The sequence below is a fragment of the Tahibacter harae genome, from assembly GCF_024437735.1.
GTDB lineage: Bacteria > Pseudomonadota > Gammaproteobacteria > Xanthomonadales > Rhodanobacteraceae > Tahibacter > Tahibacter harae.
This window is the reverse complement of record NZ_JANFQO010000027.1, coordinates 15,535-41,374: the sequence shown is the minus strand read 5'-3', so window position 1 is coordinate 41,374 and position 25,840 is coordinate 15,535. Positions and strand designations below refer to the sequence as shown.

The 25,840-nt window shown below is 66.4% G+C and carries 23 protein-coding genes; 15 read left to right on the top strand and 8 right to left on the bottom strand.

The features are described from left to right. The first annotated feature begins 12 nt into the window (after positions 1 to 12). The 14 genes from tssH to NM961_RS21310 all read left to right on the top strand — a co-directional run bounded on the left by tssH (position 13) and on the right by NM961_RS21310 (position 17,304). Positions 13 to 2,808 carry a type VI secretion system ATPase TssH gene (tssH, locus tag NM961_RS21375; RefSeq protein WP_255916460.1) on the top strand — a complete coding sequence of 932 codons (2,796 nt, stop codon included), beginning with the start codon at positions 13 to 15 and terminating at the stop codon, positions 2,806 to 2,808. Positions 2,809 to 2,820: 12 nt separating this feature from the next. Then, positions 2,821 to 3,381: a hypothetical protein gene (locus tag NM961_RS21370; RefSeq protein WP_255916459.1), complete on the top strand. Its 561-nt coding sequence runs from the start codon at positions 2,821 to 2,823 to the stop codon at positions 3,379 to 3,381. After that, positions 3,378 to 3,869, top strand: coding sequence for a hypothetical protein (locus NM961_RS21365; protein WP_255916458.1), 492 nt, complete (start codon positions 3,378 to 3,380; stop codon positions 3,867 to 3,869). Before NM961_RS21370 ends, NM961_RS21365 begins: the two co-directional genes overlap by 4 nt. Before the next feature lie 105 nt (positions 3,870 to 3,974). Then, positions 3,975 to 4,508, top strand: a complete 534-nt coding sequence (locus NM961_RS21360) for a hypothetical protein (protein ID WP_255916457.1) — start codon at positions 3,975 to 3,977, stop codon at positions 4,506 to 4,508. Between the two features lie 42 nt (positions 4,509 to 4,550). After that, complete coding sequence (locus tag NM961_RS21355) at positions 4,551 to 5,558, top strand: hypothetical protein (protein ID WP_255916456.1); 1,008 nt, start codon at positions 4,551 to 4,553, stop codon at positions 5,556 to 5,558. A gap of 827 nt (positions 5,559 to 6,385) precedes the next feature. Continuing rightward, positions 6,386 to 8,620: a type VI secretion system Vgr family protein gene (locus NM961_RS21350; RefSeq protein WP_255916455.1), complete on the top strand. Its 2,235-nt coding sequence runs from the start codon at positions 6,386 to 6,388 to the stop codon at positions 8,618 to 8,620. Between the two features lie 77 nt (positions 8,621 to 8,697). Next, positions 8,698 to 9,165: a DUF6484 domain-containing protein gene (locus NM961_RS21345; protein ID WP_255916454.1), complete on the top strand. Its 468-nt coding sequence runs from the start codon at positions 8,698 to 8,700 to the stop codon at positions 9,163 to 9,165. Positions 9,166 to 9,170: 5 nt separating this feature from the next. Next, positions 9,171 to 10,301, top strand: a complete 1,131-nt coding sequence (locus NM961_RS21340; RefSeq protein WP_255916492.1) for a DUF2169 family type VI secretion system accessory protein — start codon at positions 9,171 to 9,173, stop codon at positions 10,299 to 10,301. Further along, positions 10,298 to 11,359 (top strand): hypothetical protein, encoded by a 1,062-nt coding sequence (locus tag NM961_RS21335; protein ID WP_255916453.1) that lies wholly within the window; start codon positions 10,298 to 10,300, stop codon positions 11,357 to 11,359. The genes NM961_RS21340 and NM961_RS21335 overlap by 4 nt, the downstream gene beginning before the upstream one ends. Before the next feature lie 105 nt (positions 11,360 to 11,464). Continuing rightward, positions 11,465 to 13,027: a PAAR-like domain-containing protein gene (locus NM961_RS21330; protein WP_255916452.1), complete on the top strand. Its 1,563-nt coding sequence runs from the start codon at positions 11,465 to 11,467 to the stop codon at positions 13,025 to 13,027. Positions 13,028 to 13,033: 6 nt separating this feature from the next. After that, entirely contained in the window at positions 13,034 to 14,023 is a 990-nt protein-coding gene (locus NM961_RS21325) for a beta propeller repeat protein (RefSeq protein WP_255916451.1), read from the top strand. 188 nt (positions 14,024 to 14,211) lie between these two features. Further along, positions 14,212 to 15,492 carry a hypothetical protein gene (locus NM961_RS21320; RefSeq protein WP_255916450.1) on the top strand — a complete coding sequence of 427 codons (1,281 nt, stop codon included), beginning with the start codon at positions 14,212 to 14,214 and terminating at the stop codon, positions 15,490 to 15,492. Between the two features lie 191 nt (positions 15,493 to 15,683). Beyond that, on the top strand, positions 15,684 to 16,685 hold the full coding sequence (locus NM961_RS21315) for a hypothetical protein (RefSeq protein ID WP_255916449.1): 1,002 nt from the start codon (positions 15,684 to 15,686) through the stop codon (positions 16,683 to 16,685). Between the two features lie 202 nt (positions 16,686 to 16,887). Continuing rightward, positions 16,888 to 17,304: a cupin domain-containing protein gene (locus NM961_RS21310; RefSeq protein ID WP_255916448.1), complete on the top strand. Its 417-nt coding sequence runs from the start codon at positions 16,888 to 16,890 to the stop codon at positions 17,302 to 17,304. Positions 17,305 to 17,544: 240 nt separating this feature from the next. Here NM961_RS21310 and NM961_RS21305 read toward each other — a convergent pair whose 3' ends face one another. From NM961_RS21305 to NM961_RS21290, 4 genes are all read right to left on the bottom strand, one after another. Next, on the bottom strand, positions 17,545 to 17,763 hold the full coding sequence (locus tag NM961_RS21305; protein ID WP_255916447.1) for a hypothetical protein: 219 nt from the start codon (positions 17,761 to 17,763) through the stop codon (positions 17,545 to 17,547). A gap of 8 nt (positions 17,764 to 17,771) precedes the next feature. Beyond that, positions 17,772 to 18,452, bottom strand: a complete 681-nt coding sequence (locus NM961_RS21300) for a tetratricopeptide repeat protein (protein ID WP_255916446.1) — start codon at positions 18,450 to 18,452, stop codon at positions 17,772 to 17,774. Between the two features lie 147 nt (positions 18,453 to 18,599). Then, entirely contained in the window at positions 18,600 to 18,722 is a 123-nt protein-coding gene (locus NM961_RS21295; RefSeq protein ID WP_255916445.1) for a hypothetical protein, read from the bottom strand. A 12-nt stretch (positions 18,723 to 18,734) separates the two neighbouring features. After that, a complete protein-coding gene (locus NM961_RS21290) occupies positions 18,735 to 21,524 on the bottom strand; it encodes a valine--tRNA ligase (protein WP_439334235.1) in 2,790 nt (929 codons plus the stop codon). A 249-nt stretch (positions 21,525 to 21,773) separates the two neighbouring features. Here NM961_RS21290 and NM961_RS21285 point away from each other — a divergent pair, with 249 nt between their 5' ends. After that, positions 21,774 to 22,823: a cyclic nucleotide-binding domain-containing protein gene (locus tag NM961_RS21285; protein WP_255916443.1), complete on the top strand. Its 1,050-nt coding sequence runs from the start codon at positions 21,774 to 21,776 to the stop codon at positions 22,821 to 22,823. Between the two features lie 13 nt (positions 22,824 to 22,836). Here the strand turns inward: NM961_RS21285 and NM961_RS21280 are convergent, their stop codons facing one another. The 4 genes from NM961_RS21280 to NM961_RS21265 form a co-directional block, all read right to left on the bottom strand. Beyond that, positions 22,837 to 23,397, bottom strand: coding sequence for a hypothetical protein (locus tag NM961_RS21280; protein WP_255916442.1), 561 nt, complete (start codon positions 23,395 to 23,397; stop codon positions 22,837 to 22,839). Then, entirely contained in the window at positions 23,394 to 24,038 is a 645-nt protein-coding gene (rpiA, locus tag NM961_RS21275) for a ribose-5-phosphate isomerase RpiA (RefSeq protein WP_255916441.1), read from the bottom strand. The genes NM961_RS21280 and rpiA overlap by 4 nt, the downstream gene beginning before the upstream one ends. Positions 24,039 to 24,101: 63 nt before the next feature. Beyond that, entirely contained in the window at positions 24,102 to 24,554 is a 453-nt protein-coding gene (locus NM961_RS21270) for an EVE domain-containing protein (RefSeq protein WP_255916440.1), read from the bottom strand. A 20-nt stretch (positions 24,555 to 24,574) separates the two neighbouring features. After that, entirely contained in the window at positions 24,575 to 25,174 is a 600-nt protein-coding gene (locus NM961_RS21265) for a 5-formyltetrahydrofolate cyclo-ligase (protein WP_255916439.1), read from the bottom strand. Positions 25,175 to 25,840 lie beyond the last annotated feature (666 nt).

Below are 25,840 nucleotides of genomic sequence, written 5' to 3'. Positions count from 1 at the left end.
AACGCCCGCCCCATGAGTGAGATCAGTCGCACCGCCCTGTTCGGCAAGCTCAACCCGACCCTGTACAAGGCGGTCGAAGGCGCGGCCGTATTCTGCAAACTGCGCGGAAATCCCTATGTGGAACTGGTGCACTGGCTGCACCAGCTGCTGCAGAACAACGATTCCGACCTGCATCGCATCATCCGCCACTACAAGCTGGACGCGGCCAAGCTGGCCGCCGACATGGTGCGCGCGCTGGACCGCCTGCCCAGCGGCGCGACCGCGATCAGCGATCTCTCCGACCAGCTGCAGAACGCCGTCGAGCGCGGCTGGGTCTACGCCACGCTGATGTACAACCAGAGCCAGGTGCGCGGTGGCACCCTGCTGCTGGGCATACTCAAGACCACCAGCCTGCGCACCGTGCTGCATGCGATGTCCAAGGAATTCGCCAACATCGACCCGGACAAGTTCTCCTCCGAACTGCCCAAGGTCGTGGCCGGCTCGCCCGAGGACCAGCAGACCGCCACCGACGGCAGCGGCCTGGACGCCAGCGGCGGTCCCGGCGAAGTCAGCGGCGCGATGGCGCCGGCCGCCATGGGCAAGCAGGAAGCGCTGCGCAAGTTCGCGGTAGACCTGACCGAACGCGCGCGCAACGGCGAGATCGATCCCATCACCGGGCGCGAGGACGAGATCCGCCAGATCGTCGACATCCTCATGCGCCGGCGCCAGAACAACCCGCTGCTCACCGGCGAGGCCGGCGTCGGCAAGACGGCGGTCGTCGAGGGCTTCGCCCTGCGCATCGCCAGCGGCGACGTCCCGCCGCAGCTGCAGGAAGTCTCCCTGCTGATGCTCGACATCGGCCTGCTCCAGGCCGGCGCCAGCATGAAGGGCGAATTCGAGCAGCGCCTGCGCCAGATCATCGACGAAGTGCAGGCCAGCCCCAAGCCCATCATCCTGTTCATCGACGAAGTGCATACCCTGATCGGCGCCGGCGGCGCCGCCGGCACGGGCGACGCGGCCAACCTGCTCAAGCCCGCGCTCGCGCGCGGCACCTTGCGCACCATCGGCGCGACCACCTGGAGCGAATACAAGAAGCACATCGAGAAGGATCCGGCGCTGACCCGCCGCTTCCAGGTTGTGCAGGTGGGCGAGCCCGACGAGGACAAGGCCATCAACATGGTCCGCGGCATCGTCGGCATCCTGGAAAAGCACCACCGGATCACCTTGCTGGACGAGGCCGTCACCGCCGCCGTGCGCCTGTCGCACCGCTACATCCCCGCGCGCCAGCTGCCGGACAAGGCCATCAGCCTGCTCGACACCGCCTGCGCCCGCGTCGCCGTGAGCCAGCACACCTCGCCGGCCGAACTGGAAGACTGCAACCGCCTGATCGAGATTCTGCGCACCGAGCAGGCCATCATCGAGCGCGAGGAAGCCGTGGGCGTGGACGTGGAGGAACGCCGCCAGCGCTGCGATACGCGCCTGGCCGCCGAACTCGCGCGCCAGCAAAGCCTGCAACAGCGCTGGCAGCAGGAAAACGACCTGGCCACGCGCCTGCTCGACCTGCGCGCGCGCCTGCGCGAACTGGCCGCCGCAGCCAAGGCAGCGAAGGAAAAGGCCGAAGCCGAAGGCGGCGATGCCGCCGCGCCGGTATTGCAGGCCCAGGCCCAGGCCCAGGGCGACGTCGCCGTGGCCGGCGGCGAGGCCGGCCTGGCCGAACCCAAGCCCGACCGCGCCTTCCTGCTCGCCGAGCACGCCGCCGTCCAGGCCGAACTCGAAGCCCTGCAGGGCGAATCGCCGCTGATCCTGCCGGCCGTGGACGAGACCGCCGTGGCCTCGGTCGTGGCCGACTGGACCGGCATCCCGGTCGGCCGCATGGTGCGCGACGAGATCACTGCCGTGCTGCAGCTGGTCGATACCCTGGACCGCCGCGTGGTCGGCCAGCGCCACGCGCTGGAACTCATCACCAAGCGCATCCAGACCTCGCGCGCGCGGCTGGACAACCCGAACAAGCCCATCGGCGTGTTCATGCTGGTAGGCCCCTCCGGCGTGGGCAAGACCGAGACCGCGCTGGCCCTGGCCGAAAGCCTCTACGGCGGCGAACAGAACCTCATCACCATCAACATGAGCGAATTCCAGGAGGCGCATACCGTCTCCACGCTCAAGGGCGCGCCTCCGGGCTATGTCGGCTACGGCGAAGGCGGCGTGCTGACCGAGGCGGTGCGGCGCAAGCCGTATTCGGTCGTACTTCTGGACGAAGTGGAAAAAGCCCACTCCGATGTGCATGAGCTGTTCTTCCAGGTGTTCGACAAGGGCTGGATGGAAGACGGCGAAGGCCGCGACATCGACTTCCGCAACACCATCATCCTGCTGACCTCCAACGTCGGCACCGACCTGGTGATGAAGCTGACGGCCGATCCGGAACTCTCGCCCGAGCCCGAAGCCCTGGCCACGGCCCTGCGCGAGCCGCTGCTGCAGAAATTCCCGCCGGCCTTCCTCGGCCGCCTGGTCACGATTCCTTACTACCCGCTGTCCAACGACACGCTCGCGCGCATCGTCAAGCTGCAGCTGGGCCGCATACAGAAGCGCATTGCCGAGCAGCACGGCATCGAGTTCTCCTACGGCGAGGACGCGGTGCAGCTGGTAATCAAGCGCTGCACCGAAGTCGAATCCGGCGGCCGCATGATCGACGCCATCCTCACCCATACCGTGCTGCCGACCGTGAGCCGCGAATTCCTCGGCCGCCTGGCCGAGGGGCGGCCGCTGCAGAAGATCGACCTCGGCGTGGCGAACGACGACTTCCACTACCGCTTTGAGCCTTCCGACACCTGACAGGAGTCCGCCATGCCTGCGCAGATTTCTCCCGGACCACTGGGCCTGGACAGCGCAATACCGCGCAGCCGGGTCGATTTCGGCACGCTGGCCCGTGTCGCCACGCCCCAGCCCACCTTGCTCGCCCAGGTGAAGAAGCCGGCGCAGATCGAGCCGCAGAGCGGCAATCCGCGCCACGTGAACGACTTCTTCAACGACTTGTATCCGACGCTGAAGAAGCTGGCCGAAGAACTGGCCATCCACGAGGATTTCATACTCGCGCTGTCCTCCTACGAAAGCGGCTGGTACAACGCGCACAACCGCGGTCTCAACAATCCCTTCGGCATGACCCAGGGCGGCGGCAACAACCTCAAGTTCGCCAGCGCCAAGGCGGCGGCCGACGCCTGGCACCGCACCTTCGGCAACCAGGTGCGCGGCGTGAAGACCATCGACGCTTTCGTCAAGGGCCTGCTGTCGCCGCCGCGCGTCTACAACACGGTCAATCCGCAATGGGGCGCCAAGGTCAAGGCGCAGTACGCCAGCGTGGTCAAGCGCAAGGCGATCTGGCTGGCCGAGAAGGAAAAGCGCACGTGAACTGGCTCGCGCTGCCGCTGGCCGTCCTTTTCGCCGCGGCGCCCGCGGCCAGGCCGTTCGTGGCGCAGGGCGACTACTGGGAGATCCGCCTGGATCTGCCGGCGGGCTGGAAATCCTGTACGGCCCCGGCGCCGGCGCCCAACCATGGTTTCGCCCTTGCGCCGCGCGACGGTTCCTGCGCGGCGGCGGTGCTGCGCTTCCTGGTCGAGAACAATCTCGACGACGCGCTGCCCGATTTGACGGCACTGCAGCAGCAGGCGGGCTGCAGTGCCGGGAGCAAGGCCGTCGAGATCGGCGGCCGGGGCTGGAACGTCTGCCGCGATGCCAGCCAAGGGGAAACCGCGCTGCATGTGCAGGCCTGCGGCGAAAATCCCAATGACGCCGTGATTTTCACGCTGCAGCGCAGCGGCGGGGACGCCGCCGCTGCGGCCCTGTTCGGGCGCGTGCTGGAAAGCGTGAAGCTGCGTTGCCCATCCGCGCCGCACTGAGCACGCCGCCGCATCATGATTTCGCCTGCACCCACGCTTGCCACGAAGACGCCGCGGACGCTGCCGCGGCAGACGCCGCCTGATCCGGCCACCTGAGGAGCCGCCATGCCTTCGCCCAATCGCCCCGGACCGCTGGGGCTCGACAGCAACAACTGCATGATCGACTTCGGCACGCTGATGCGCGTGGTCACGCCGTGTCCGACCATGCTGCCGGAGCTGCCGCCGCAGGAAGCCGCAAAGCCGGTGGCCGCCGCGGCCGGCGTGCCGGGCTACAGCGTCGATGCGGCGGTCAAGCACATCAACGCCAACGCCCACAGCAAGAGCCAGCAGCAGTGCGGCAAGTACGTGCGCCTGGCCATCGCCAAGGGCGGCGCGAATTTCCCGCAGCCGTATCCCGGCAGCGCCAAGGATTACGGCCCGGTGCTGAGCAAGCTGGGTTTCAGCAAGGTGCCCAGCGAAGCCTATGCACCGCAGCGCGGCGACGTGGTCATCTTCCAGGGCAACAGCCGTTCCAAGCACGGCCATGCACAAATGTGGAATGGTACCGAATGGGTTTCCGATTTCCGCCAGGGAACCGACATCTATCCGGGCCAGACCTACCGCTCGGAAAAGACCGCCTACGAGATCTTCCGCCCCTGAGCCGGGGGCGCCGGCGTCATCGACGCGACCGTGAGGAAAGCCATGTCGTCAGCCGCAAAAATCCGCACCTGGCTGGGCTGCGCCGCTGCGGCGGGCCTTGCCCTGCTCGCGACGGCACCGGTCAAGGCCACCCAGGCGGCCCGCGGCGGCCAGCGCATGGCCGAACCGCTGTTCGCGCTCGACTACGATACGCGCGTGGTCAAGCTCGAAACCCTGGCCAGCACGCCGCAGCGCACCGAAGCGCTGGGCAAGTACCGGCAATGGATCAACGCCCGCGTCGACGAAGGCGGCTGCAGCTACTACATCCTTTCCGCCCTGGTGCGGCCCGAACTCGATGACGGCAAGGGCACGCTGGGCGACTACGAACCCGACTTCGGCTCGGTCGTGCGCGAATGCGGCAAGGAGGTCAGCGTGCTTGGCGTGCCCGACAACCTGTTCACCGAACAGGCGCCGGTGGACGAACGCCTCGCCACCGCGCTGACGCGCGACGCCGTGGCCCGCTATATCAAGGCCTGGGGCGGCAAGCCCGGCCTGCGGCGCGCGCTGGAACAGATGCAGCGGCCCGAAATCCTCAAGCCGGCGCAGAACAAGGCGCTGCAGGAGCAGGGCTTGGGCTTCACCTCCGCCAGCGCCGGCGGCAGCCACTGGCGCAGCGAACTGCAACTGCCGCCGTCCCTGAAATTGTGCACGCGGCCGCCAGCGAATGCGTTCTGGCTGGTGCCGGTGGAGCAGGACTGTGCCACTGCCGGCGGCGTCGTCGTGTTCAGCGCCGAAGCCGGCCAGGGCGAGGAAGGTGCAGCGGCCAAATTGCTCGCGCGCAACGGCTGCACCGGCGGCGTGCGCGAACTGGTCGACGAAGGCCAGAGCTGGACCGTCTGCGAAGACGGCGCCGAACCGCTGCTGGCCGTACACCAGCAGCATTGCGCCAATGCGCCGGTCAGCGAAACGCTCTATCTGCTGCAGGTACCCGCCGCCGTGAAGGAGCGCACTCGCTACGCCAAACAGCTGTTGAACGTGATGCATCACACGCGCCTTATCTGCGCGTCCTGAATCGCGGGGCGCGCGGTATTTTCCCTATCTGGCCGTTTCAAGATGATGCGGAAAGGCGGGGCGATCGGGGGCGGCTGACCACGCCGCGAAAGCGTCCAACGAGTGGCAGAGCGGCGATCCGCTGCCGAAAAGACGGGCGCTAGCGCACGGCGGCTTGTGGTGCAGATATGTCTCCGGCTGCCTGCTGAGGCGGTTTCCGCGCCGCGCCCGGTAATCGGGCCTGGTCTGCTGAGTTCGTCTGCGCCGCGCAAATTCCTGCGCCGCTTGCCGGCGCGCAGTCGCTGCCGGATCGCAGCTTTTGCGTCGGCACCCCGGCAAAAAACACCATAGCGCGCCGTCACCTGCAGCTGATGCCGGGCCGGACCGCGGAATTTGCCGGAACGGCGTTAGGTTTTCGTCAAAGTCCGCTTGTCATCAACGTGTCGCCGGGTCGGCCAAGACTGTGATCCAGGTCGCGTGGGCGAGGCTTGCGTATTACGCGAATAGCGCGCCAATTGGTGTTTTTCCAGTTGCTAGCCAGTGTCCGGGCTGGGAAAATTCCTCGTGCCCCGTGCTGCAGTCGGTCCTGCCGACAGTCCCGGGGCGGAAACGAATTGGAAACGCCGGCAGTCAGTGCGGTTTCGCTCCCGCTTTGGCAGCCGCGGAACTGGCACTATCCGGACACCAGGCAATGGAAAGTATGCCGTCATGGTCGTATCGGCCCTGTTCAATCCCGCCGTCGCTCGCGCCTGCGCCGCGTCACCGCGTCTTTTCCCCGCCCGTGTTCCTGCGCCGCCGCGCGCCCGTCCGCCTGCCCGCCGCATCGATGCCCTGATCGAGGACTCGCCATGAACCGCACCCTGAACGTCACCACGCCCCTGGGCCCCGAAGTATTGCGCTTCGACAGCCTGCAGGGACGGGAATCGCTGTCGCAGCTGTTCGATTTCCAGCTCACGCTGACGAGCGAGGAAAAGGGTCTGGCGGCGCCCGCGCTGCTGGGCCAGCCGATCACGGTGGATTTCGAGTTGGAAGGCGGCGCGCGGCGCTATCTCAACGGCCAGTGCGTGCATTTCCGCTCGGCCGGCAGAGCCGGGCGGCGGCATCTGTACGTGGCGCAGCTCAAACCCTGGCTGTGGTACGCGACGCGGCGCAGCGACTACCGCATCTTCCAGCAGATGACGACGCCCGACATCGTCAAGCAGGTGCTGGCGATGTACCCGTTCCAGACCAAGTGGCTGCTGTCGCGCAGCTACCGCAAGTGGAACTACTGCGTGCAGTACCGCGAGACGGATGCGAATTTCGTGCAGCGCCTGCTGGAACACGAAGGCATCTGGTACTGGTTCGAGCATTCGGCCGGCGAACATACGCTGGTGATGACGGACGACATCGGCCTGGCCACGCCGTATCCGGGCTATGCCACGATTCCGTTCTATCCGCAGGATGTGTCGGTCCCCGACAAGGATCATTTCAACGGCTGGGCCGCCGGCGGCAATGTGCAGAGCGGCAAGTACGCCGCACGCGACTACAACTTCGTGATGCCGAGTGCGGATCTCACGACCCAGCGCGCACAGCCCGCGGGCCATCCGCACGCGAGCTACGACATTTTTGATTACCCCGGCAGCTACCCGACGCTCGGCGAAGGCGACCCGTACGCCCGCGTGCGCCTGGAAGAACTGCAATCCAGCCATCTGCGCAGCTTCTCCCAGGGCCGCGCACGCGGCGTCGCGCCGGGCCGGCTGTTCACGCTGGAGAAGCATGCCGTCGGCGATTACAACAAGGAATACCTGGTCGTCGGCGCCGAATACGATTTCAGCGACAACGACTACGAGGCGACCGAGGACAGCGGCGAGCACCGCCTGACGATTGCGGCGGAAGTGCATCCGACCGACCAGCCGTACCGGCCGGAACGGCGCACGCCCAAGCCGCACACCATGGGCCCGGAATCCGCCGTGGTCACCGGCCCTGCGGGCCAGGAGATCTACACCAACGAACACGGCCAAGTGAAGGTGCAGTTCCACTGGGACCGCTACGGCAAGAAGGATGAGAATTCGTCCTGCTGGATCCGCGTATCGCATCCCTGGGCCGGCACGGGCTTCGGCGGCGTGCATATCCCGCGCATCGGGCAGGAAGTGCTGGTCGATCATCTGAACGGCGATCCGGACCAGCCCATCATCGTCGGCCGCGTCTACAACACGAACAACCCGCATCCGTGGGGCCTGCCGGCCAATGCCACGCAGTCGGGCTTCCTCACCCGCAGTTCCATGGGCGCGACCTGGCAGAACGCCAACGCACTGCGCTTCGAGGACAAGAAGGGCGAGGAACAGGTCTGGCTGCACGCCGAGAAGAACCAGGACATCGAAGTCGAGAACGACGAGACCCACTGGGTCGGCCACGACCGCACCAAGACCATCGACCACGATGAAACCGTGCATGTGAAGCACAATCGCACCGAAACCGTCGACAACGACGAAACCATCACGGTGCATAACAACCGCACCGAGACGGTGGACGGCAACGAGACCATCACGGTGCACAAGAACCGCACCGAGACCGTGGACAAGAACGAAACCATCACCGTGCATGAGAACCGCACGCGCACCGTCGACGGCAACGAGACGGTGTCCGTGCATAAGAACCGCACCAAGAAGGTCGACAAGAACGAGTCCGACCGTATCGGCAAGAGCTGGTCGATCAAGGTGTCGAAGTTCAAGACCGAGACCATCGGCATGGCTTCGATGCAGAACGTCGGGCTGGGCAAGATGACCAACGTCGGCCTGGGCTACAACCGCAACGTGGGAGCGATGATGTACAGCGTTGTCGGCTTCAGCCGCAGCGACACCATCGGCCAGAATCACAGCTCCACCGTCGGCGATACCTACTCCTTGTCGGTGGGTGGTGGCTCCAACATCACCATGGACGGCGACAGCATCACGCTGACCGTGGGCAAGGCGACGCTGAAGATGAAGAAGGACGGCAGCATCAAGCTCAGCGGCGTGACCATCGACGTCGATTCAACCAAGGACCAGCGCTATACGGCGAAAAAGAACATCAGCATGAAGGGCAAGAAGATCATGGAGAACTGAGCGTGGCCGCCAAGAAGACCCGCACTGAAACCCGCGCGACAGCGCGCACTGTGTCCGGCGCTGACGCTTCGGAGCTGATGCAGAACCTGCTTGGCGGGCGGCCGCTGGCCACCGTGGCCGACGAAGCGCTGATCCACGGTGTGCTCGTTGGCGTGCTGCATGATTTCGATGCCGCCGGTCAGCCGCGCATCGTAGTGCCCGGCCGCATGGAGACGCCGCGCGTAGCGCGCGCGATCTGCGCCCTCAGTCCGGGCCAGGAAGGACGCCAGTGCGCGCTGCTGTTCGAGGGCGGCGATCCAGTACGGCCGCTGATCATGGGCGTGCTGCAGGACCCGGTGATTACCTTGCATGCCGTTGGCGCGGCGACGACCACGCAGGAAGCCGAGTCTTTCAGCGTGGAAGCCGAGCGGGCCATCGAATTGCGTTGCGGCAAGGCTTCGTTGCGCCTGAGCAGCGATGGCCGCATCGAGCTGCGCGGCACCACCGTGGTGAGCCACGCGACCGGTCTGAACCGCATCCGCGGCGCCTCCATCAAGTTGAATTGAGCGATATGGAAATCATCAACGGCTCTCCCTTCCTGCTGGAGGCGCAACAGGCCATCGAGAAATCCGGCCGGCGCCTGCTGGTGGTGCTGGTCAAGGGAACCTATGCCTTTCCCGCGCGCGACGGCGAGGTTGCGCAGCCTGCAGCGAAGCAGGTGCCGGTGCTGGTCAGTGACGTCTTCGACGGTGAGCCCGGCCTGTCCACGCCGCTGTTCGAGTCGGACTATGCGACCCGCAAGCCGCGCTGCGATGTGATCGTGCATGCGAGCGCGCAGGCTCCCGGGCAACTGCCGGTGCGCGAGCTTGATGTGGCATTCCGTCTGGGTGCCTGTGAGAAATGGGCGCATGTGGTCGGTGACCGTACCTGGCGCTACGGCGTGGTCGGGCTCAGCCCGTCGGCGCCGGAGCCGTTCACCAGCATGCCTATCACCTACGGCCGTGCCTTCGGCGGCAGCTGCGAGCTGGGCGGCCAGGTGCATGCACATCCGGCCAATCCCGTGGGGCGCGGTTATGCCGGTCCGCACGGCGAAGCGGACCTGCACGGCCAGCCGCTGCCGAATATCGAACAGCCCGGCGAACCGATCAGTCTGAGCAACGGCAGGTACCGGCCCTGGTCGTTCGGGCCCATAGGGCGGAGCTGGCAGCCGCGCCAGCCGCTTGCCGGCACCTATGACGAGCGCTGGAAAGAGGAAGTGTTTCCGCTGCTGCCGGAGGATTTCGACGAACGCTATTTCCAGGCGGCGCCGGAAGATCAGCAGATTGACTATCCGCAGGGCGGCGAGGAAGTGCGGCTGCTGAACCTGCATCCGCAGCGGTCGCATATCTTTTTCTCGCTGCCGCCGCTGGAAATGCCGGTGGCGGTGCTGGATGCGACACGCAAGCTGCATCTGCTGCAGGCGGTGGTCGACAGTGTGACGCTGGATGTACACAACGAGCAGTTGATCGTGCTCTGGCGCGCGCAGCATCCGCTGCGGCGCAGTCTGCGCGAGATCGACATGGTTGCCGCCGGCAGCGTATGTAAACGCTGGTGGAAATCCCGGGTGCTGGGCACCGAGGACTGCGGCTGCGGCGGCTTCGAAACCAACGACGAGGACCTGGCTCCGGTCAATGCGCCGCTGCACGACGGAGACGAGGCATGAGCTGCGCACTTGTTCTGCGCGTGGCGGGAGCCGGTGCGACCACCAGCGTCGGCCTGGATCTTGCCTCCAGCGCGGCAGCGATCCGCGCCGCAGTGGACAACTTCCAGGAAACCCGCTTCCTGGACCGTTTTGGCGAACCGCTGCTGGGAGCGGCCATGCCGCTGGTCCTGCCCGGCGATGCCGACGGCAGCCGCACCGGCGGCAGCGAACGCTTTGCCCTGGCCCTGACCCTGGCGATCGAGGAGTGCCTGGCGAATGCCCAGGTCAAGCTGCCCCTGCCGGCTTCCGTGCCGCTGCTGATGCTGGGCGATGACACCCGTTCCGGCCCCATGCTCGAAACCGCCTATGCCATGCACCGCCAGTGCGCGGGATTCTTCGCCCAGCCGGAGCGCCTGCACATGCAGGCATTCACCGGCGGTGAGTCGTCGTGCATTGCCGCACTGGAGGCGGCGCGCGCGTTCATCGGCGGCGGGGCGCCCTGCGTGCTGATTGCCGGGGTGGATTCCTGGCTGAATGTCCCTGACGTGCACAGTGGTCTGAAGCACGATCGGCTGTTGTCGACGGCGCAGTCGGCAGGCTTCATTCCCGGCGAGGCCGCTGCCGCGATCCTGGTGCAGGCGGAGACGGCGGCGTCGAAGGGGGCCGCCCTGCTGCTGCGCGGGCTTGGCATGGCCGAGGAAAGCGCGACGCTGCTGGCGGACGAGCCCTGCTCGGGCAAGGGCCTGGCCCAGGCCATCCAGCGTGCGCTGCGCGATGCCGGCATGCAGGCGCACGAGATGCACGCCCGCCTTACCGATGCCGCCGGCGAAGAGTATTTCTTCGACGAGGCCGCCTATGCCTGGGCGCGGGTGCTGCGCCAGCCGCTGCCGCCGGGCTACCAGTACCTGCAGCCGGCGACCCGTGTCGGCCATGTCGGTGCCGCTTTCGGGCCGCTGCTGATCGGCTATCTGTGGCATCTGGCGCGAGTGAATCGCCTGTGCGGGCCGAACGCCCTGGTGCACCTGTCCTCGGTGCAACCGGCGCGCGGCGCGCTGGTGCTGTCCCATCGTACACATTGAGCGGGACAAGGACGCTTATGAGTTCGACTACCTACTTCGCAGCGACGGGCCCTGCCGCGGTCTGCGCTGTCCTGCCGACGTCTTTGCACTGCCAGGGTGACGACCATGCCTAGAAGCAACGTATTCGCCAACGGTCATGAGATCGCCTCGAAGGCCACCATCGGCTACTCGGCAGCTTTCCCGGATGTGTGTTTCTCGCCGCCGACACCGCCGCCGCCCGGCGTGCCCATACCGTATCCGAACTCCTGTTTTGCCAAGGACATCAGCAACGGCAGCCGTTCGGTCTATATCCAGCGCAAGCAGATCTCGCTGCAGGACAAGTCCTATTTCCGCACCAGCTACGGCGACGAGCCGGCCACTCCGGGGCTGAAGAAAGGCATCGTCTCGACCAAGATCAAGGGGCGCTGCTATTTCACCGGCTGGTCGCCGAATGTGAAGGTCGAAGGTCTCTGCGTGGACCGGAATTTCGACAACACCACGCACAATCACGGCAATCCGGCCAACACAGCGCTTTTCCCCTACATTTCCCAGGGTTTCTTCGACAAGAACCCCTGCAAGGACGAAACCAAGCGCATCGAACGCGAATGCGGCAAAGAAGAGGACGATTCGGAATACAAGAAGCCGCTGCGGGCCAAGAAAAAGAAATTCCCCAAGCTAGGGCAGAAAAAGAAGAACGGCGAAGGCGGTGCCTGGCACTGGACTGACGATCATTGCGACGGCCTGCAGTTCCCCAACAACACGGGCAAGGCCGAAGAGTTCATGAAGCAGGCCGAGGATGCCTTCCAGACGGCCAAGGACGAACTCCTCAGCCTGGAAGGGCTGGGCGGCTTGATGCTGGAGTATGCGCAGAGCGCTGGTCTGAAGGTCGCCGGCAAGATCCTGCTCAAGGCCGGCGTGAAGCAGGCGGCGGGCAGCTCCGTCCCGCTGGCCGGCAATATCGCCATGGGCCTGTGGACGGCCTGGGACGTGGTCAGCGGTATTGGCGATGTGCGCGAGATCAATCGCGTGGTCAAGGAGTACGCCAACCAGTTCCGCTCGGTCACCGGCCAGCTGGGCAAGATGAAGGACGTGCTGGATCGCTATCGTGATCCGGTGACCGGCAAGGTGACCGCGGAAAAACTGCCGACCTTGATGGGCGACATCCAGGACGCCATCGCGCAGATGAATGCCTGCCTGCGCATGCGCAAATGCAACCTTGTGCCGTACAGCACCAAGGGACATCACAAGAAGCAGAGTACGAAGTCCACCAACGTCGAGACGTCCAACAATGGCGGCTGCTGTCCCGGCCAGACGGGACACCATCTCGTGCCCGACACCATGCTCAACGACACCGTCTGCCCGGGCTACAAGCACGGCGATGCGCCGACTGTCTGCGTGGAGTCGGCGCTCAAGGATGCCGGCAGCCATGGGCGCATCCACGATGCGACGGACTCGCAGATGCGCGGCATGTTCGACGACGGCAAGATCAGGAACGGCAAGATCAGCATACAGGATGCTATCAAAGCCTCGGTGAAGGCGCACAAGGAGGCATTCCCGTTGTCGCTGTGCGACGAGGCTTGCATGCGCGCCCAGCTGAAGGACTATTTCGACAAGCTTTGCCCCAACGCGCAGCTCGACGCCAAGGACAAGACGGGCGCAGCGATAAGCTCCGGCAACCAGACGAGGTAATACGACGTGGCGAAAGACAGCAATACTCCGTTCATCGCGCGCCCGCAGTGGGAGAAGCACTACAAGGGCTGGCATATCGTCGACTGCGCCGTGCGCGACCGGAACATCGTATACCTGGTTGCGCGTCCCGACCTGGACGTGGAAAAGCAGTCCAGTACGTGGGATCACGACATCGGCACGCGCCTGCTGTCGATCTACCTGGACGAACAGAACGTGGAGAAGCGGCATGGCTGGAGCGAACTGGACGGCTTCAACCGGCCGCGTTGCGGCGTGTCGCGCAAGCCCATCGCACAGGCTTTGGTCGTCGCGCGCAATAACGAAGGCAGCGTCTATTCCATAGGCGGCGGCAAGCCCGGCGCCATGGAGCGCATCGGCACCGATCTCAATCCGATTACCCAGCGGGTCAAGTGCATAGACGGCTATGCCTACTCGGTAGGCCGCAATCGCAAGATTTTCAAGCGCGTGGCTGTAGGGCGCTGGGAGCGCCTGGAAGGCCTGCCCAAGCCGGGCGAGGGTGAAATCAGCGATGTTGGTTTCAACGACATGGACGGTCTCAGCGAGAAAGAACTGTACGCCGTCGGTGCTGGCGGTGATGTCTGGCGCTACGAGGGAAAAAAATGGACACGCTGTGATTTCCCCAGCAATGAACAGCTGGGTACGGTCACCGTCGGTCCTGACGGCAAGGTCTATATCAGCGGCGAAGGCGGCAATCTCTGGATCGGTTCCAAGGACACCTGGAAGCAGGTGTACAAGGGCGAGTCCAGCCTGCTGAACAACAGCTCCGTGTGGTTCGAGAATCAGCTGTGGCTGTGTTCGGACTACCAGTTGCGCGTCTGGGACGGCAAGGAGGTGCGCAGGCCGCAGCACAACGGCGTCGATGTCGTCTACACCGGCCATATGGACGCCTACGACGGCCTGCTGGTCATCGCCAGCCTGTACGACGTCAATGCCTACGACGGCAAATCGTGGAAGACGCTGGTGGCACCTTATTCCTGACCGGCACGCGCGGTCGAGGCATTGCCGCTACGCACGCTGCTGCGTCCGGCCCGGCCTGCCGGTGCCGGACGGGTGCCGCCGCGGTTTTGCCGGCGGATGTTCGCCAGTCCAGTTCCTGCGGTAACACAACCCCGCTGCGGCGGAATGAAATTCTCCGGTAATCTTCAAATATCGCCAATCCGTCATTCATGAATCCGAACCGATCCCCTGTCCTGGCGATAGTGCAGCAGCATTGCGAAGAGGCAGCCTTCTGCTGGTTGCGCCGCCAGGACGGCCTGTGGAGCCCGGTCTACCGGCGCGAGCACCTCGCGCGGGTGGACCAATTGCTGGACGCTCATCTGGAAGGCCTGCGCGTGGCCGGCGCCGCGGCTGCGCCGCTGGTGCTGGAGAGCCTGCAGCGCTGGAAGACGGCCGACGAGGCTTTCGCGAGTACCTACGTGCTGTTGCACAGCCGCGACGAGGCGGGCCTTGCCCAGCTCGAGGCGCAGCTGCAGGCATCGCCCGAGCTGGCGCGCGGTGCGGCAGCGGCCCTGCTGTGGGCGCAGCCGGACGAGGCACTGCCGCTGCTGCAGCGTTGGTGGACTTCGCGGGTGCCGGCACTGCGCCGGGCGGCGGTGCCTGCGGCGATGCGCCATCCGCGGGTCAAGCGCGACACCGTAGTGCTGGACGGCGTCGAGGAAGCCGATGCGTCTTTGCGCGCGCGGGTGTTCCGTGCGGTCGGCGAGTGGCGGCTGGCGCAGCATCGCGAGCGCCTGCTGGACGGGCTGGAGGACACGGTACCGCTGTGCCGCTTTGAGGCGGCCTACGCCCTCAGCCTGCTCGGCGATGCAGCCGGTGCGGCGCGGCTGGGCGCCGGGCTGGAGCAACTGGAAGGCAGCACGCTGCGCCGGGCGATACTGGCCTGGGCAGTGGCAGCGCCGAGTGAAAATTTTGCTGCCATTTTCAACCAATTGGCCAAGGTCGGCGCGTGGCACCGCGAGTTGATCTGGGCGCTGGCCTGGCGCGGTGACCCGGCCGGCCTGCTGCAGCTTTCCCAATGGCTGCAGGTGCCGGAATACGCGCGCCTGGCGGCGTATGCGATCTGCCACATCACCGGCGCCGACATGGAGGCCGACGAGCTGTGGCTGCAGGATCCGCCGCAGCCGCACAAGCGCGTTCCCGAGCGCGAGGACGACGAAGCCGAACACGCGCACGATCAGCACGACCATGACGCCGACGAGGACGACGACGAGCACGACGAAGATGCCGGCCTGCTGCCGCCCGACGTACCGCGACTGCGCCAGTGGCTGCAGATGAACGCCGGGCGCTTCCTGGCCGGGCAGCGCTATCTTGCCGGACTGCCGCTGGCCAATGCACTGGCGGCGGATACGGCGGAGTTCTCCTTGCCACAGCTTTGGCAACTGGCGCTGCTGCGCACGCTGCGTGGCGAATCCGGGCCACTGTGCGAGCTGGCCCAGCCCCGTTGGTAGCGCCGGGTCGGCAGCATGCAGCGCCGTCCGGGTGCTGGTTCAATCCGCTGCGTAGTGCGATCGGCGGAACCGCGCCGGTGCAGCACGGCGCGCCAGCCTGGCCGCGGCCAGCCCGCCGTCGCTGACGGCATCCATGGCGTGATCGAACCGCCACCGCCCGGCGGCATGGGCGGGCGCAGAGGCAATCGCTGGTGACCCCGGAAATCAAGCAGAAACTGCGCCATTTCGCCTTCGTCGACTGCGCTGTGCGCAGTGCCGGGCATTTCTACCTGATGGCCACGCATGTCTATGCGCTGGACGAAGATTCCGACGATCCGGACGGCGCGCCTGCCGCGCCAGCGGATCCGGAAGCCGACCTGCGCGCAGCGATCCGCGTCGCCGTGTATTTCCCGCAGCGCCCAGCGGAGAAGCAGTGGGCGCTGCGCACCCTGCGCAATATCGAATTCATGCGATGCGCGGTTGCCGATGCGCCGGCGGCACAACTGATCGGTGTCAGCCTGGACGGCCAGGTCTACGCGCTGGGCAACGGTGTGTCGGAGTTCGAACCGAGGATCACCGAGGACAGGCACGGCCCGCTGCGCGGCTCGGTGCGCCAGGTGCTGGCGATCGACGGGCTGGTCTACGCCGTGCAGGGCAATCGCGGGCTGTGCCGCCGCAGCGGCCCGGGACGCTGGGAATCGCTGTGTGCGGACTTGCCGGTATCCGGTTGGTGGAAGCAGCGCGACAGCCTCGGTTTCACCTGCGCGGCGGCGACTTCGGCGAGCAATATCTACTGCGCCGGTGGCGACGGCGATCTCTGGTATTTCGATGGCGGGCGCTGGACCGAGCTGCGTTTTCCCGGTGACAGCGCTGTCGCACAGCTCCGCTGCGCCGCTGCCGACGAGGTCTGTATCGCCAGCCAGGACGGCAGCATCTACCGCGGCAGCGGCGATGCGTGGAAGCAGATCGGCGAAGGCGGAACGATGCGCTCCTGCCGCAGCCTGGTCGCCTATCGTGGCCGGGTCTGGGGTTCTTCGGACTACGGTCTCTGGACTATCGACGGCGATCGCGTCGCCAAGGCCGGATTGCCGGCGGACCTTGATGTCCCGGCCGGCGTGCTGTCGGCCAGGGACGGCATCCTGCTGGCCGCCGGCGGCAGCGGTGCTGCGTATTTCGATGGCGAGCGCTGGACGGGAATCCTCGATTTCCTCTGATCCGGACGGGGGCGCTCGCCTGCGTGTGCGCTGGAGTGCTGCGGACAGCGAACGTTGTATCTGCCTCGTCGCCCAGCTGCGCAAGCTGCCGCATCGCCCGCGCCGCGACACTCGCAACACCTTTCGCCATAAGCGCCGCTCGCAGCGGGGCGCGCCGCTGCCGCTATGCTGCAAGCCCTTCCTGTCGCCAAGGTGTAGAACCATGCGTTTCCTGCTTGCCCTGTTGTTCGTCGCCGCAGTAACGCCGGCCCTGGCCCTGGACGGCAGCGCCGGCGTCAAGGCAACGCCGCTGCTCAAGTCCACCACCAGCTGGGACGGCAAGGCCCTGGCCTGGCCCGCTGGCGAGGCCGAAGGCAGCATGCTCCTGATCGAGATCGCGCCCGGTGCGGAAACCGGCTGGCACAGCCATCCCGTGCCGTCTTTCGCCTATGTGCTGGAAGGCGAACTGGAAGTCTCGCTGCAGGACGGCCGCAAGAACCGTCTGCAGCCCGGCCAGGCCCTGGCCGAAGTCGTCGGCGTACTGCACAACGGCCGCAACGTGGGGCAGGGGCCGGTCAAGCTGGTGGTGTTCTATGCGGCGTCGAAGGGACAGGCGTTGACGCAGAAGCCGCAGCCTTGAGTCTGTGAGGCGCGCGTCGACCGGTACGTGGAAGCGGCGCTGACTGCAGGCGATGGCGGCGCGCAGTGTCTGGATGCGGACCGGTTCGATGCAAGCGGGCGACTGTGCGCCGTGATTTCCCGTGCGCGAATCCTACGGGCAGCAGTACGTCGCGATTTCCGTTGTGCGAATCCGGCGGACGGCGAGCGTGTCCGAGCGGAGCTGGGTTGCGCGTGCTGTGCGACGCCGGTGAATGCAGGGTCATGAGGCGGCGCCGCGCTCCGCTTGCGAATGCGCAACTGCGTGAGGTTTTCCGCCGGGCGGCCGCGCCAGTGTCGCCGCCGCGCAGCGCCTGATCGTCTCCAGTTCGCCGTGGGCCTGCAGCCGCGGCAGCACCTGGCGCAGCAGCTCTGCTGCCTTCGCGGTCTTGCCCAGGGCGGCCGGCGTGATCACGCGTTCGGCGTTGAACAGGTCGATCACCAGCCGGGTCAGCGGGTTGTCGCTGAAATCCGCCAGCTGCTCCACACTGCGGCGCAGCAGCGATTCAGCACGGCCGTTCTGGCCCCGCGGCTGCGGGCGATGAGGCCGTTGACGAAATCGGCATAGGCCTGGGCGGGCAGCGCCAGTTCGCAGCCGGCGATGCGCTGCATCAGCGTCTCGGCCTCTTCGATGCGCTGCAGGCGCCAGGCCAGTGTCGTGGCGAGGTCGATGACGGCGCTGCTGTTGTGCTGCGACAGTTCCATCGCTTCGGCCTGGACTTCGGCCAGCTGCGGCCAGGCCTGCGCCGCGGTGTAGATGGAGGCCAGCCGGCCCAGGTAGATAGTGCGCAGCTGCAGCAGCTGTTCCAGGTCGGCGACACTCGCCAGGGCACCGGCGAGGTCGCCGCGGGCTGCGCTGACGGTGGCGCGATACAGGCGGGCCTCCAGCAGCAGCGGCCCCATGGGAAATACGTGGCGCAGGCGCACTATCGCGCTGCACAGACGCAGGACTTCATCCGCGCGCTTCCAGGCCACGGCTTCCTGCAGGCGGTTGTAGAGCAGTGCCGGAGCCAAGGCCCAGGGCGGGAACAGCAGCGCCAGCGCGGCCAGCACGAAGGACAGCCAATCCCAGAAGCCGTAGGGCCGGCCCGCGTAAAGCGACCAGGCCGCCACAGCGCCGGCGGCAGCCATAGCAGGCTGCAGTCGATATAGGCCTTGCGCAGCGTCCTCCAGCCGAAGCGTTCGCGGCGCGCGGCCAGTTCCTGCGCGGGCGTCACGCCCTCGAAGTGATGCCCGTGCGTTGCCGCCGCCTGTTCCGACTGTTCATCCGTGAAAAAGCTAGATCTGCGAATACGACTGCGCCTCCAGCTTGTGCCGCGCCGCGGCCAGTGTCGGCGCCTGTACGCGGCCGGTCTGGGGCAGGCTGTCCTGATCCAGTGCCGAGTACAGGAATGACGGCATGGCCGCGCCGGGTCAGAGTGCGGCCAGCCGCTGCGCCTGCTCGCGCAGGCCGGCCAGGATCTGGCTGTGATCGGCCAGGCGCTGGCGCTCCTGTTCGACCACGGCGGCCGGCGCGTTGGCGACGAAGGTCTCGGTGCCGAGCTTGGCGTTGCTCTTGGCGATCTCGCCTTCCAGGCGTGCGATTTCCTTGGCCAGGCGGGCCTTTTCCGCGCCCACGTCGATCAGGCCGGCGAGCGGGATCAGCAGCTTGAGTTCGCCGATGATCGCGGCCGAGGCGGCCGGCTCGGCTTGGCCGGGCTGCAGCCACTGCTGCGATTCGACGCGGGCGAGGAAGGCGATGGCGGCGGCGAATTTGCCGGCACGCGCGCGGTCGCTCGCGCTGCCGCCGGCGAGCAGCAGCGGAATGGTCTTCGCCGGGGCCAGGTTCATTTCGCTGCGGATGCGGCGCAGCTGCGAGATCACTGCCTTGAGCCATTCGATCTCGCCTTCGGCGGCGGCATCGACGGCCAGGTCAGTGGATTGCGGGTACGGCCGCAGCGACACGCTGGGCGTGGCGATGCCCAGGCGCGGCGCGATGTTCTGCCAGATTTCCTCGGTGATGAACGGCACCAGCGGATGCAGCGCGCGCAGCAGGGTTTCCAGCACGTAGAGCACGGTATGGCGGGTGGAGGCCACCGCCGCCGCGTCGTCGCCGTTGAGCGCGGGCTTGGCCAGTTCCAGGAACCAGTCGCAGAACTCGTTCCAGGTGAACTCGTACAGGGCCTGGGAAATCAGGTCGAAGCGATAGGCGGTGAACTGGGCCTCGACCTCGGCCAGGCAGCGCTGCAGGCGCGCGACGATCCAGCGTTCGGCCTCGGTCTGGAACGCCGGCGCGGTGCCGGCAGCGACGCTGAAGCCTTCGCAGTTCATCAGGGCGAAGCGCGCGGCATTCCACAGCTTGTTGCAGAAGTTCTTGTAGCCGCCGCAGCGGTCCAGGTCGAACTTGATGTCGCGGCCGTGGCTGGCCAGCGAAGCGAAGGTGAAGCGCAGCGCGTCGGCGCCGTAGGCGGCGATGCCCTGCGGATAATCCTTGCGCGTGGCCTTCTCGATCTTGGGCGCGTCCTGCGGCTTCATCAGGCCGGTGGTGCGTTTCTGCACCAGCGCATCGAGTTCGATGCCGTCGATGATGTCGATGGGATCGAGCACGTTGCCCTTGGACTTGGACATCTTCTGGCCGTCCTTGTCGCGCACCAGGCCGGTGATGTAGACGTCCTTGAACGGCACCTGGCCGGTGAAGTGGTCGGTGAGCATGATCATGCGCGCGACCCAGAAGAAGATGATGTCGAAGCCCGTGACCAGCACCGAGGTCGGCAGGTAGCGGTCGAAGCCGCGCTCGGCCATGGCCTTCTCGTTGGGCCAGCCCAGGGTGGAATGCGCCCACAGCGCCGAGGAGAACCAGGTTTCCAGCACATCGTCCTCGCGCCGCAGCGTGACCGCCGCGCCGCCGTGTTTCGCCGTGGCCTGGGCGATGGCGTCTTCCTCGCTGCGCGCGACATAGGCATTGCCGGCCTCATCGTACCAGGCCGGGATGCGGTGGCCCCACCACAGCTGGCGGCTGATGCACCAGTCCTGGATATTGCCCAGCCAGTGGCGGTAGGTGCTGATCCAGTTTTCCGGTACAAAGCGAACTTTTCCGGTTTCCACAAGTTCCAGACCGCGCGCGGCCAGGCCGTCCATCTTCACGAACCACTGCCAGGTCAGGTAGGGCTCGATCACCTGGCCGGTGCGGTCGCCGCGCGGCACCTGCAGCTTGTGCTTCTTTTCCTCGACCAGCAGGCCGGCGGCTTCCAGGTCGGCCAGCACGCTCTTGCGTGCGGCGTAGCGGTCCTGGCCGCGGTATTTTTCCGGCGCGCTGTCGTTGATCTTCGCCTCGTCGGTGAAAATGTTGATCGGCGCGAGGTTGTGGCGCTGGCCGATGGCGTAGTCGTTGAAATCGTGCGCCGGCGTGATCTTGACGCAGCCGGTGCCGAATTCGCGCTCGACATAGGTGTCGGCAATGATGGGAATTTCACGCTCCGTCAGCGGCAGCTTCAGCCGCTTGCCGACCAGGTGGGCGTAACGCTCGTCCTCCGGATGCACCGCCACGGCCACGTCGCCGAGCATGGTTTCCGGGCGCGTGGTGGCGACGACCAGCGAGTCGCTGCCGTCGGCCAGCGGGTAGCGGATGGACCAGAGCTTGCCGTCCTCTTCCTCGCTGACCACTTCGAGGTCGGAGATGGCGGTCTTGAGCACCGGATCCCAGTTGACCAGCTTCTGGCCGCGGTAGATCAGGCCCTGCTCGAACAGGCGCACGAAGGTCTCGCGCACGGCTTCGGAGGGAATTTCGTCCATGGTGAACATGGTCCGGCTCCAGTCGCCGGACACGCCCATGCGGCGCATCTGCCGCTCGATGGTATCGCCGGACTGCTGCTTCCATTCCCACACGCGCTCGATGAAAGCGTCGCGGCCGAGATCGTTGCGGGTCTTGCCTTCGGGCGCGAGCAGGCGGTTGACCACCATCTCGGTGGCGATGCCGGCGTGGTCCGTGCCCAGCTGCCACAGCGTGTCGCAGCCGCGCATGCGGTGGTAGCGGATCAGCGTGTCCATGATGGTGTGCTGGAACGCGTGGCCCATGTGCAGGGTGCCGGTCACGTTCGGCGGCGGCAGCAGGATGGAATACGGCTCGCCCTGGCCGGAGGGCTTGAACCAGCCGTTGGCCTCCCACTGGGCATACCAACGGGATTCGATCTGGCCGGGTTCGAAACTCTTGTCCATGGCGTGAATGACCTCGGCCCGGGCGGGGACGCCAGGGCGGTTGTGCGAAAGGGATGGGCCGATTGTAGCGTCCCGGGCCGGGCAGCCCAAAACGGCGCTATTCCCGGGCTGCGGGGGCGCCGCTAAACTCGGTCTGGGTGCGCGGGGGCTGCTGCATCCGCCTGGGGTCAAGGGGGCGCCGGGCCGGGTGTCGGAGCAGGCAGCCGGGCAAGAGCCGCACTGCGGACAACTGTCGGGACCTTTTCTTAGGGGTAGGCAATGAGCGTCAACAGCGCCGATCTGGCCAAGCTGTACCCGCTGGATTCGCTGCGGCCGGAGAACCTGGAGCAGCTCGCGCGCGAGGCCAGCACCGAGGAACTGGGGCGCGGCGCCGTGCTGTTCAGCGCCGGCGACACGGACGAGCACACCATCTTCGTACTGTCCGGCCGGGTACGCGGCGAATACCCCGACGGCAAGGTCAAGGAAACCGACGCCGCCACCCTGCAGGGCCGCTACGCCCTGGGCGATATCCAGCCGCGCCGCTTCACCGCCACGGTCAATTCGATCAGCGCCACCGTCGCGCGCATCGACCGGCGCTACATGGAAAAGATCATCTGCTGGGACCAGCTCTCGCGCACCGAGAACTTCCGCCACTGGGACCCTTCGCCGGAAGCCAACCGCTGGGTGTTCCGCCTACTGCAGTCGCGCGTGATGCACAAGCTGCCCACCGCCGGCATAGAGCGCATGTTCCAGCGCTTCGAGCAGGTCGACGTGCGCGCCGGCGAGGTGATCGTGCGCGAAGGCGAGGCGGCGGATTATTTCTACGTCATCAAGGACGGCACGGCCAGCGTTTCCAAAAGCCTGGAAACCGGCGACTCGGTCGTCGCCTACCTGGTCCGCGGCGACAGCTTCGGCGAGGACGCCCTGCTCGCCAACACCGTGCGCAATGCCACCGTCGCCATGATCAAGGACGGCAAGCTCATGCGCCTGGCCAAGCGCGCCTTCGACGAAGTGATGAAGCCGCCGGCGGTGGACTGGCTCACCCCGGGCAAGGCCTCGATCTTCGCGCGCCAGGGCGCCGTGGTGCTGGACGTGCGCATGCCCGAGGAATTCGAGCAGCGTGCGATCAAGGGCGCGCTGAATACGCCTTTGTATACGTTTCGCGAGACCGTCAGCACCTACGACCGCGGCAAGAAGTACGTGGTCTACTGCAATACCGGCGAGCGCAGCGCCGCGGCGGCCTTCATCATGGCCAAGATGGGCTTCGAGGTGTATGCGCTGCAGGGCGGCATCTCGGGGATGATCAAGCAGATCGACAGGAAGACCTGAGCGCCGCTCGCAATCAGCGCCGCCAGCGCCGCGGCGGCGGCGCGTTGGCCACGGTCGGATGTTCGGCGAACAGTGCGTCGATCGCCGCGAGCAGGGGTTGCAGGGCCTTGCGCTGTGCCGCGTCGAGCAGGCCGCATTCCCAGTGCACTTCGTGGCTGCGGTTGCCGTCGCTGATGCGCAGTCGCCAGTCGGGCCCGCAGTCGGAAGTGATGACGATATGCTCCAGCGCCGGGCAGGCCGCGGACGGCGCCTGTTCTGCACTGCAGTCGCCCTCCTGCGGCAGGTCGGCCAAGTCCGCGGGCAGCGTGTAGAAGCCGCTGCGCTGGGCCAGATGCGCCAGTGCCTGCAACTTTTCCTCGTCCAGCGGCAGGCGCCGGGTCAGATAGACCGTCTCGTCGTAATCGCGCACCTCGTAGCTGCCCAGGGCATCGGCTTCGATGCGGTAGACGGCATAGTCGCTCTGGTTCAGCTGCAGGCGCAGGCCGCGCGGCGACGCTGGCGCGGCGGCGCAGCCCGCCAGCAGCAGGGCCGAAGCGAACGCGGCGGCGCGCGGCAGCAGGCTCGCCGTGTTCACGCCATCAGCTGATCGCCGATCAGCACGATATCCGCCGGCCGCGCCGCAAACAGGCCTACGCAGACCACGCCGACGATCTGGTTGAACTCGCGCTCCAGCCCGACCGGATCGACGATGGACAGGTTGTGCACATCCAGCACCCAGTTGCCGTTGTCGGTGGTGACGCCTTCGCGCCAGACCGGCTGGCCGCCGCGCTTGACGATCTCGCGCGCGACATAGGAGCGTGCCATCGGGATCACTTCCACCGGCAGCGGGAACTTGCCCAGCACATCGACACGCTTGGCCGGATCGATCATGCAGACGAAGCGTTCGGAGGCCGCGGCGATGATCTTCTCCCGCGTCAGTGCCGCGCCGCCGCCCTTGATCAGGCGCTTGTGCCCGTCGCATTCGTCGGCACCGTCCACATACAGCGGCACCGTGCCCACGCTGTTGAGATCGACCACGCGGATGCCGCGTTCGCGCAGCAATTCGGTGGAGCGCTCCGAGCTGGACACGGCGCAGTCGATCTCGTCGCGCATCTTGCCCAGTTCATCGATGAAATAGGCCACGGTGGAGCCGGTGCCTACGCCGACGACGCTGCCTTTTTCCACATAGCTGATGGCGCGCTGGGCGGCCAGGCGTTTCTGTTGTTCGCGGTCCATGGTGTGCCGGGTTTCGCTGTTCGGGATTGGAGATTCGGGGTCGGAATGAGCGGTATGGCCGGCTCATTCCAGCGAGAGGATGAAATCCCATTCTTTCTTCGACACCGGCATGATCGAGAGGCGGTTGCCTTTCTTGACCAGGGCCAGGTCTTCCAGCTCGGGTTTGCCCTTGAGTTCGGCCAGGGTGATGGTGCGCTTGAGCTTGCGTTTATAGCCAACCTCGACCAGCAGCCAGCGCGGTTCCTCGCGCTTGCTGCCGGCGTCGTAGTAGTCGCTCTTGGGGTCGAACTGGGTCGGATCCGGATAGGCTTCGCTGCGGATCTCGGCCAGGCCGACCACGCCGGGTTCGTCGCAGTTGGAGTGGTAGAACAGCACGCCGTCGCCGATCTTCATGTCGTCGCGCATGTAGTTGCGCGCCTGATAATTGCGCACGCCGTTCCAGGGTTCGGTCTTTTTCTTGGCGAGCGCGTCGATGGAGAATTCCTCGGGCTCGGATTTCATCAGCCAGTAGCGCATGGGCATTCCGTGCAGCAGGGTCAGGCCTGGGTACAGTCGATCAGTTCGCGCTCGGTCGCGATCAGGTCCAGCTTCACGTCCCAGGATTCGGGCGCGAGTGTATCCACTTCCTGGAAGCTGTAGCCGATCCCGACCAGCAGCGGCGTCGCCGGCCGCTCGGCCTGCTGCAGGAAGGCGAAGCTGGAATCATAGAATCCGCCGCCGTATCCCAGCCGGTGTCCGCGCCGGTCGAAGCCCAGCAGCGGCACCAGCACCAGCTCCAGGCTGGCGGGCGCGACCAGCTGATTTGCCGCCACCTGCGGCTCGGGAATGCCGAAGCGGTTCGGCTGCACCGGCGTATCCGCCGTATAGCGCGCGAACCGCAATTGCCGCTTTGCATCCGCCACCGGCAGATGCAGCTGCTTGCCCTGGCGCCAGCAATGCGCCACGACCAGATGCAGCGACAGTTCGCCGTTGACCGCGAAATAGGCGCCGATGCGTTCGTCCACCGTCAGCTCCGGCAACTGCCGCAGCTGCTCCAGCAAGCCGACCGCAGCCCCGATGCGCTGCGCCGCCGGCACAGCCGCGCGTTGTTCTCGCAGGCGTTGGCGCAGTTCCTGGCGGGCGGTGGGAGTGTTCATCGGTGTCGCTCGTGGGGCAAAGCGGGGATGGTAGCGCGTAGGGCGGGGAGGGGCTAAGAACGGATGGCCGGAGTTGGGGAGCTCACCCGTGGTCTTGCTTGTGGCGGGCCGCCGCGGAGTTCCTGGGATTGCGTGCGCTGGTTGTGGAGGCGGAGTGCTGTTGTGGGCCTGCAGCGTGTGCGCTGGCAATGAGGCCTAAAGCTGGGCGCTGTCGCGACGGATGCGTTGCCCCCTCACCCAACCCTCTCCCCCAAGCGCGTTCACGCGCTTGGGGGAGAGGGCTTGATGGCGGGGATTCGTGGAGGTTTCGGTGGTGATCGTGCAAAAGCCACAGCCGCAACCGTTGCAGTTGCTGTTGCCGCTGTCGTTGTTGCCGTTGCCGTTGCCGTTGCCGTTGCCGTTGCTTCTGCGCACAAGGATGTGCGCCGCTCTACCGGGGCCCCATAAGCCGCGGCGAGGTGGCGTAGGAACAGCCCGCGCGCAGCGCGGGTCGCGCACAGGGATGTGCGCGAGTCCGCTGCAGGGCCAGGATGGCCCTTCAGCGGACCCCGTAGCCGCCTCGCGCAGCCGAAGGGCAGGATGCCCGTAGGCCGCGGCTTCTGGGGTGTGTTTCTCTTTGCCTACTTTCTCTTTGCACAAGCAAAGAGAAAGTAGGTCGGCCGCCGA

Excerpts from the sequence above, each read along its gene's own strand:
- tssH (WP_255916460.1), top strand. The coding sequence starts at position 13 with ATGAGTGAGATCAGTCGCACCGCCCTGTTCGGCAAGCTCAACCCGACC.
- NM961_RS21370 (WP_255916459.1), top strand. The coding sequence starts at position 2,821 with ATGCCTGCGCAGATTTCTCCCGGACCACTGGGCCTGGACAGCGCAATA.
- NM961_RS21360 (WP_255916457.1), top strand. The coding sequence starts at position 3,975 with ATGCCTTCGCCCAATCGCCCCGGACCGCTGGGGCTCGACAGCAACAAC.
- NM961_RS21355 (WP_255916456.1), top strand. The coding sequence starts at position 4,551 with ATGTCGTCAGCCGCAAAAATCCGCACCTGGCTGGGCTGCGCCGCTGCG.
- NM961_RS21350 (WP_255916455.1), top strand. The coding sequence starts at position 6,386 with ATGAACCGCACCCTGAACGTCACCACGCCCCTGGGCCCCGAAGTATTG.
- NM961_RS21345 (WP_255916454.1), top strand. The coding sequence starts at position 8,698 with ATGCAGAACCTGCTTGGCGGGCGGCCGCTGGCCACCGTGGCCGACGAA.
- NM961_RS21340 (WP_255916492.1), top strand. The coding sequence starts at position 9,171 with ATGGAAATCATCAACGGCTCTCCCTTCCTGCTGGAGGCGCAACAGGCC.
- NM961_RS21335 (WP_255916453.1), top strand. The coding sequence starts at position 10,298 with ATGAGCTGCGCACTTGTTCTGCGCGTGGCGGGAGCCGGTGCGACCACC.
- NM961_RS21330 (WP_255916452.1), top strand. The coding sequence starts at position 11,465 with ATGCCTAGAAGCAACGTATTCGCCAACGGTCATGAGATCGCCTCGAAG.
- NM961_RS21320 (WP_255916450.1), top strand. The coding sequence starts at position 14,212 with ATGAATCCGAACCGATCCCCTGTCCTGGCGATAGTGCAGCAGCATTGC.
- NM961_RS21310 (WP_255916448.1), top strand. The coding sequence starts at position 16,888 with ATGCGTTTCCTGCTTGCCCTGTTGTTCGTCGCCGCAGTAACGCCGGCC.
- NM961_RS21300 (WP_255916446.1), bottom strand. The coding sequence starts at position 18,452 with ATGGCTGCCGCCGGCGCTGTGGCGGCCTGGTCGCTTTACGCGGGCCGG.
- NM961_RS21295 (WP_255916445.1), bottom strand. The coding sequence starts at position 18,722 with ATGCCGTCATTCCTGTACTCGGCACTGGATCAGGACAGCCTGCCCCAG.
- NM961_RS21285 (WP_255916443.1), top strand. The coding sequence starts at position 21,774 with ATGAGCGTCAACAGCGCCGATCTGGCCAAGCTGTACCCGCTGGATTCG.
- rpiA (WP_255916441.1), bottom strand. The coding sequence starts at position 24,038 with ATGGACCGCGAACAACAGAAACGCCTGGCCGCCCAGCGCGCCATCAGC.
- NM961_RS21270 (WP_255916440.1), bottom strand. The coding sequence starts at position 24,554 with ATGCGCTACTGGCTGATGAAATCCGAGCCCGAGGAATTCTCCATCGAC.
- NM961_RS21265 (WP_255916439.1), bottom strand. The coding sequence starts at position 25,174 with ATGAACACTCCCACCGCCCGCCAGGAACTGCGCCAACGCCTGCGAGAA.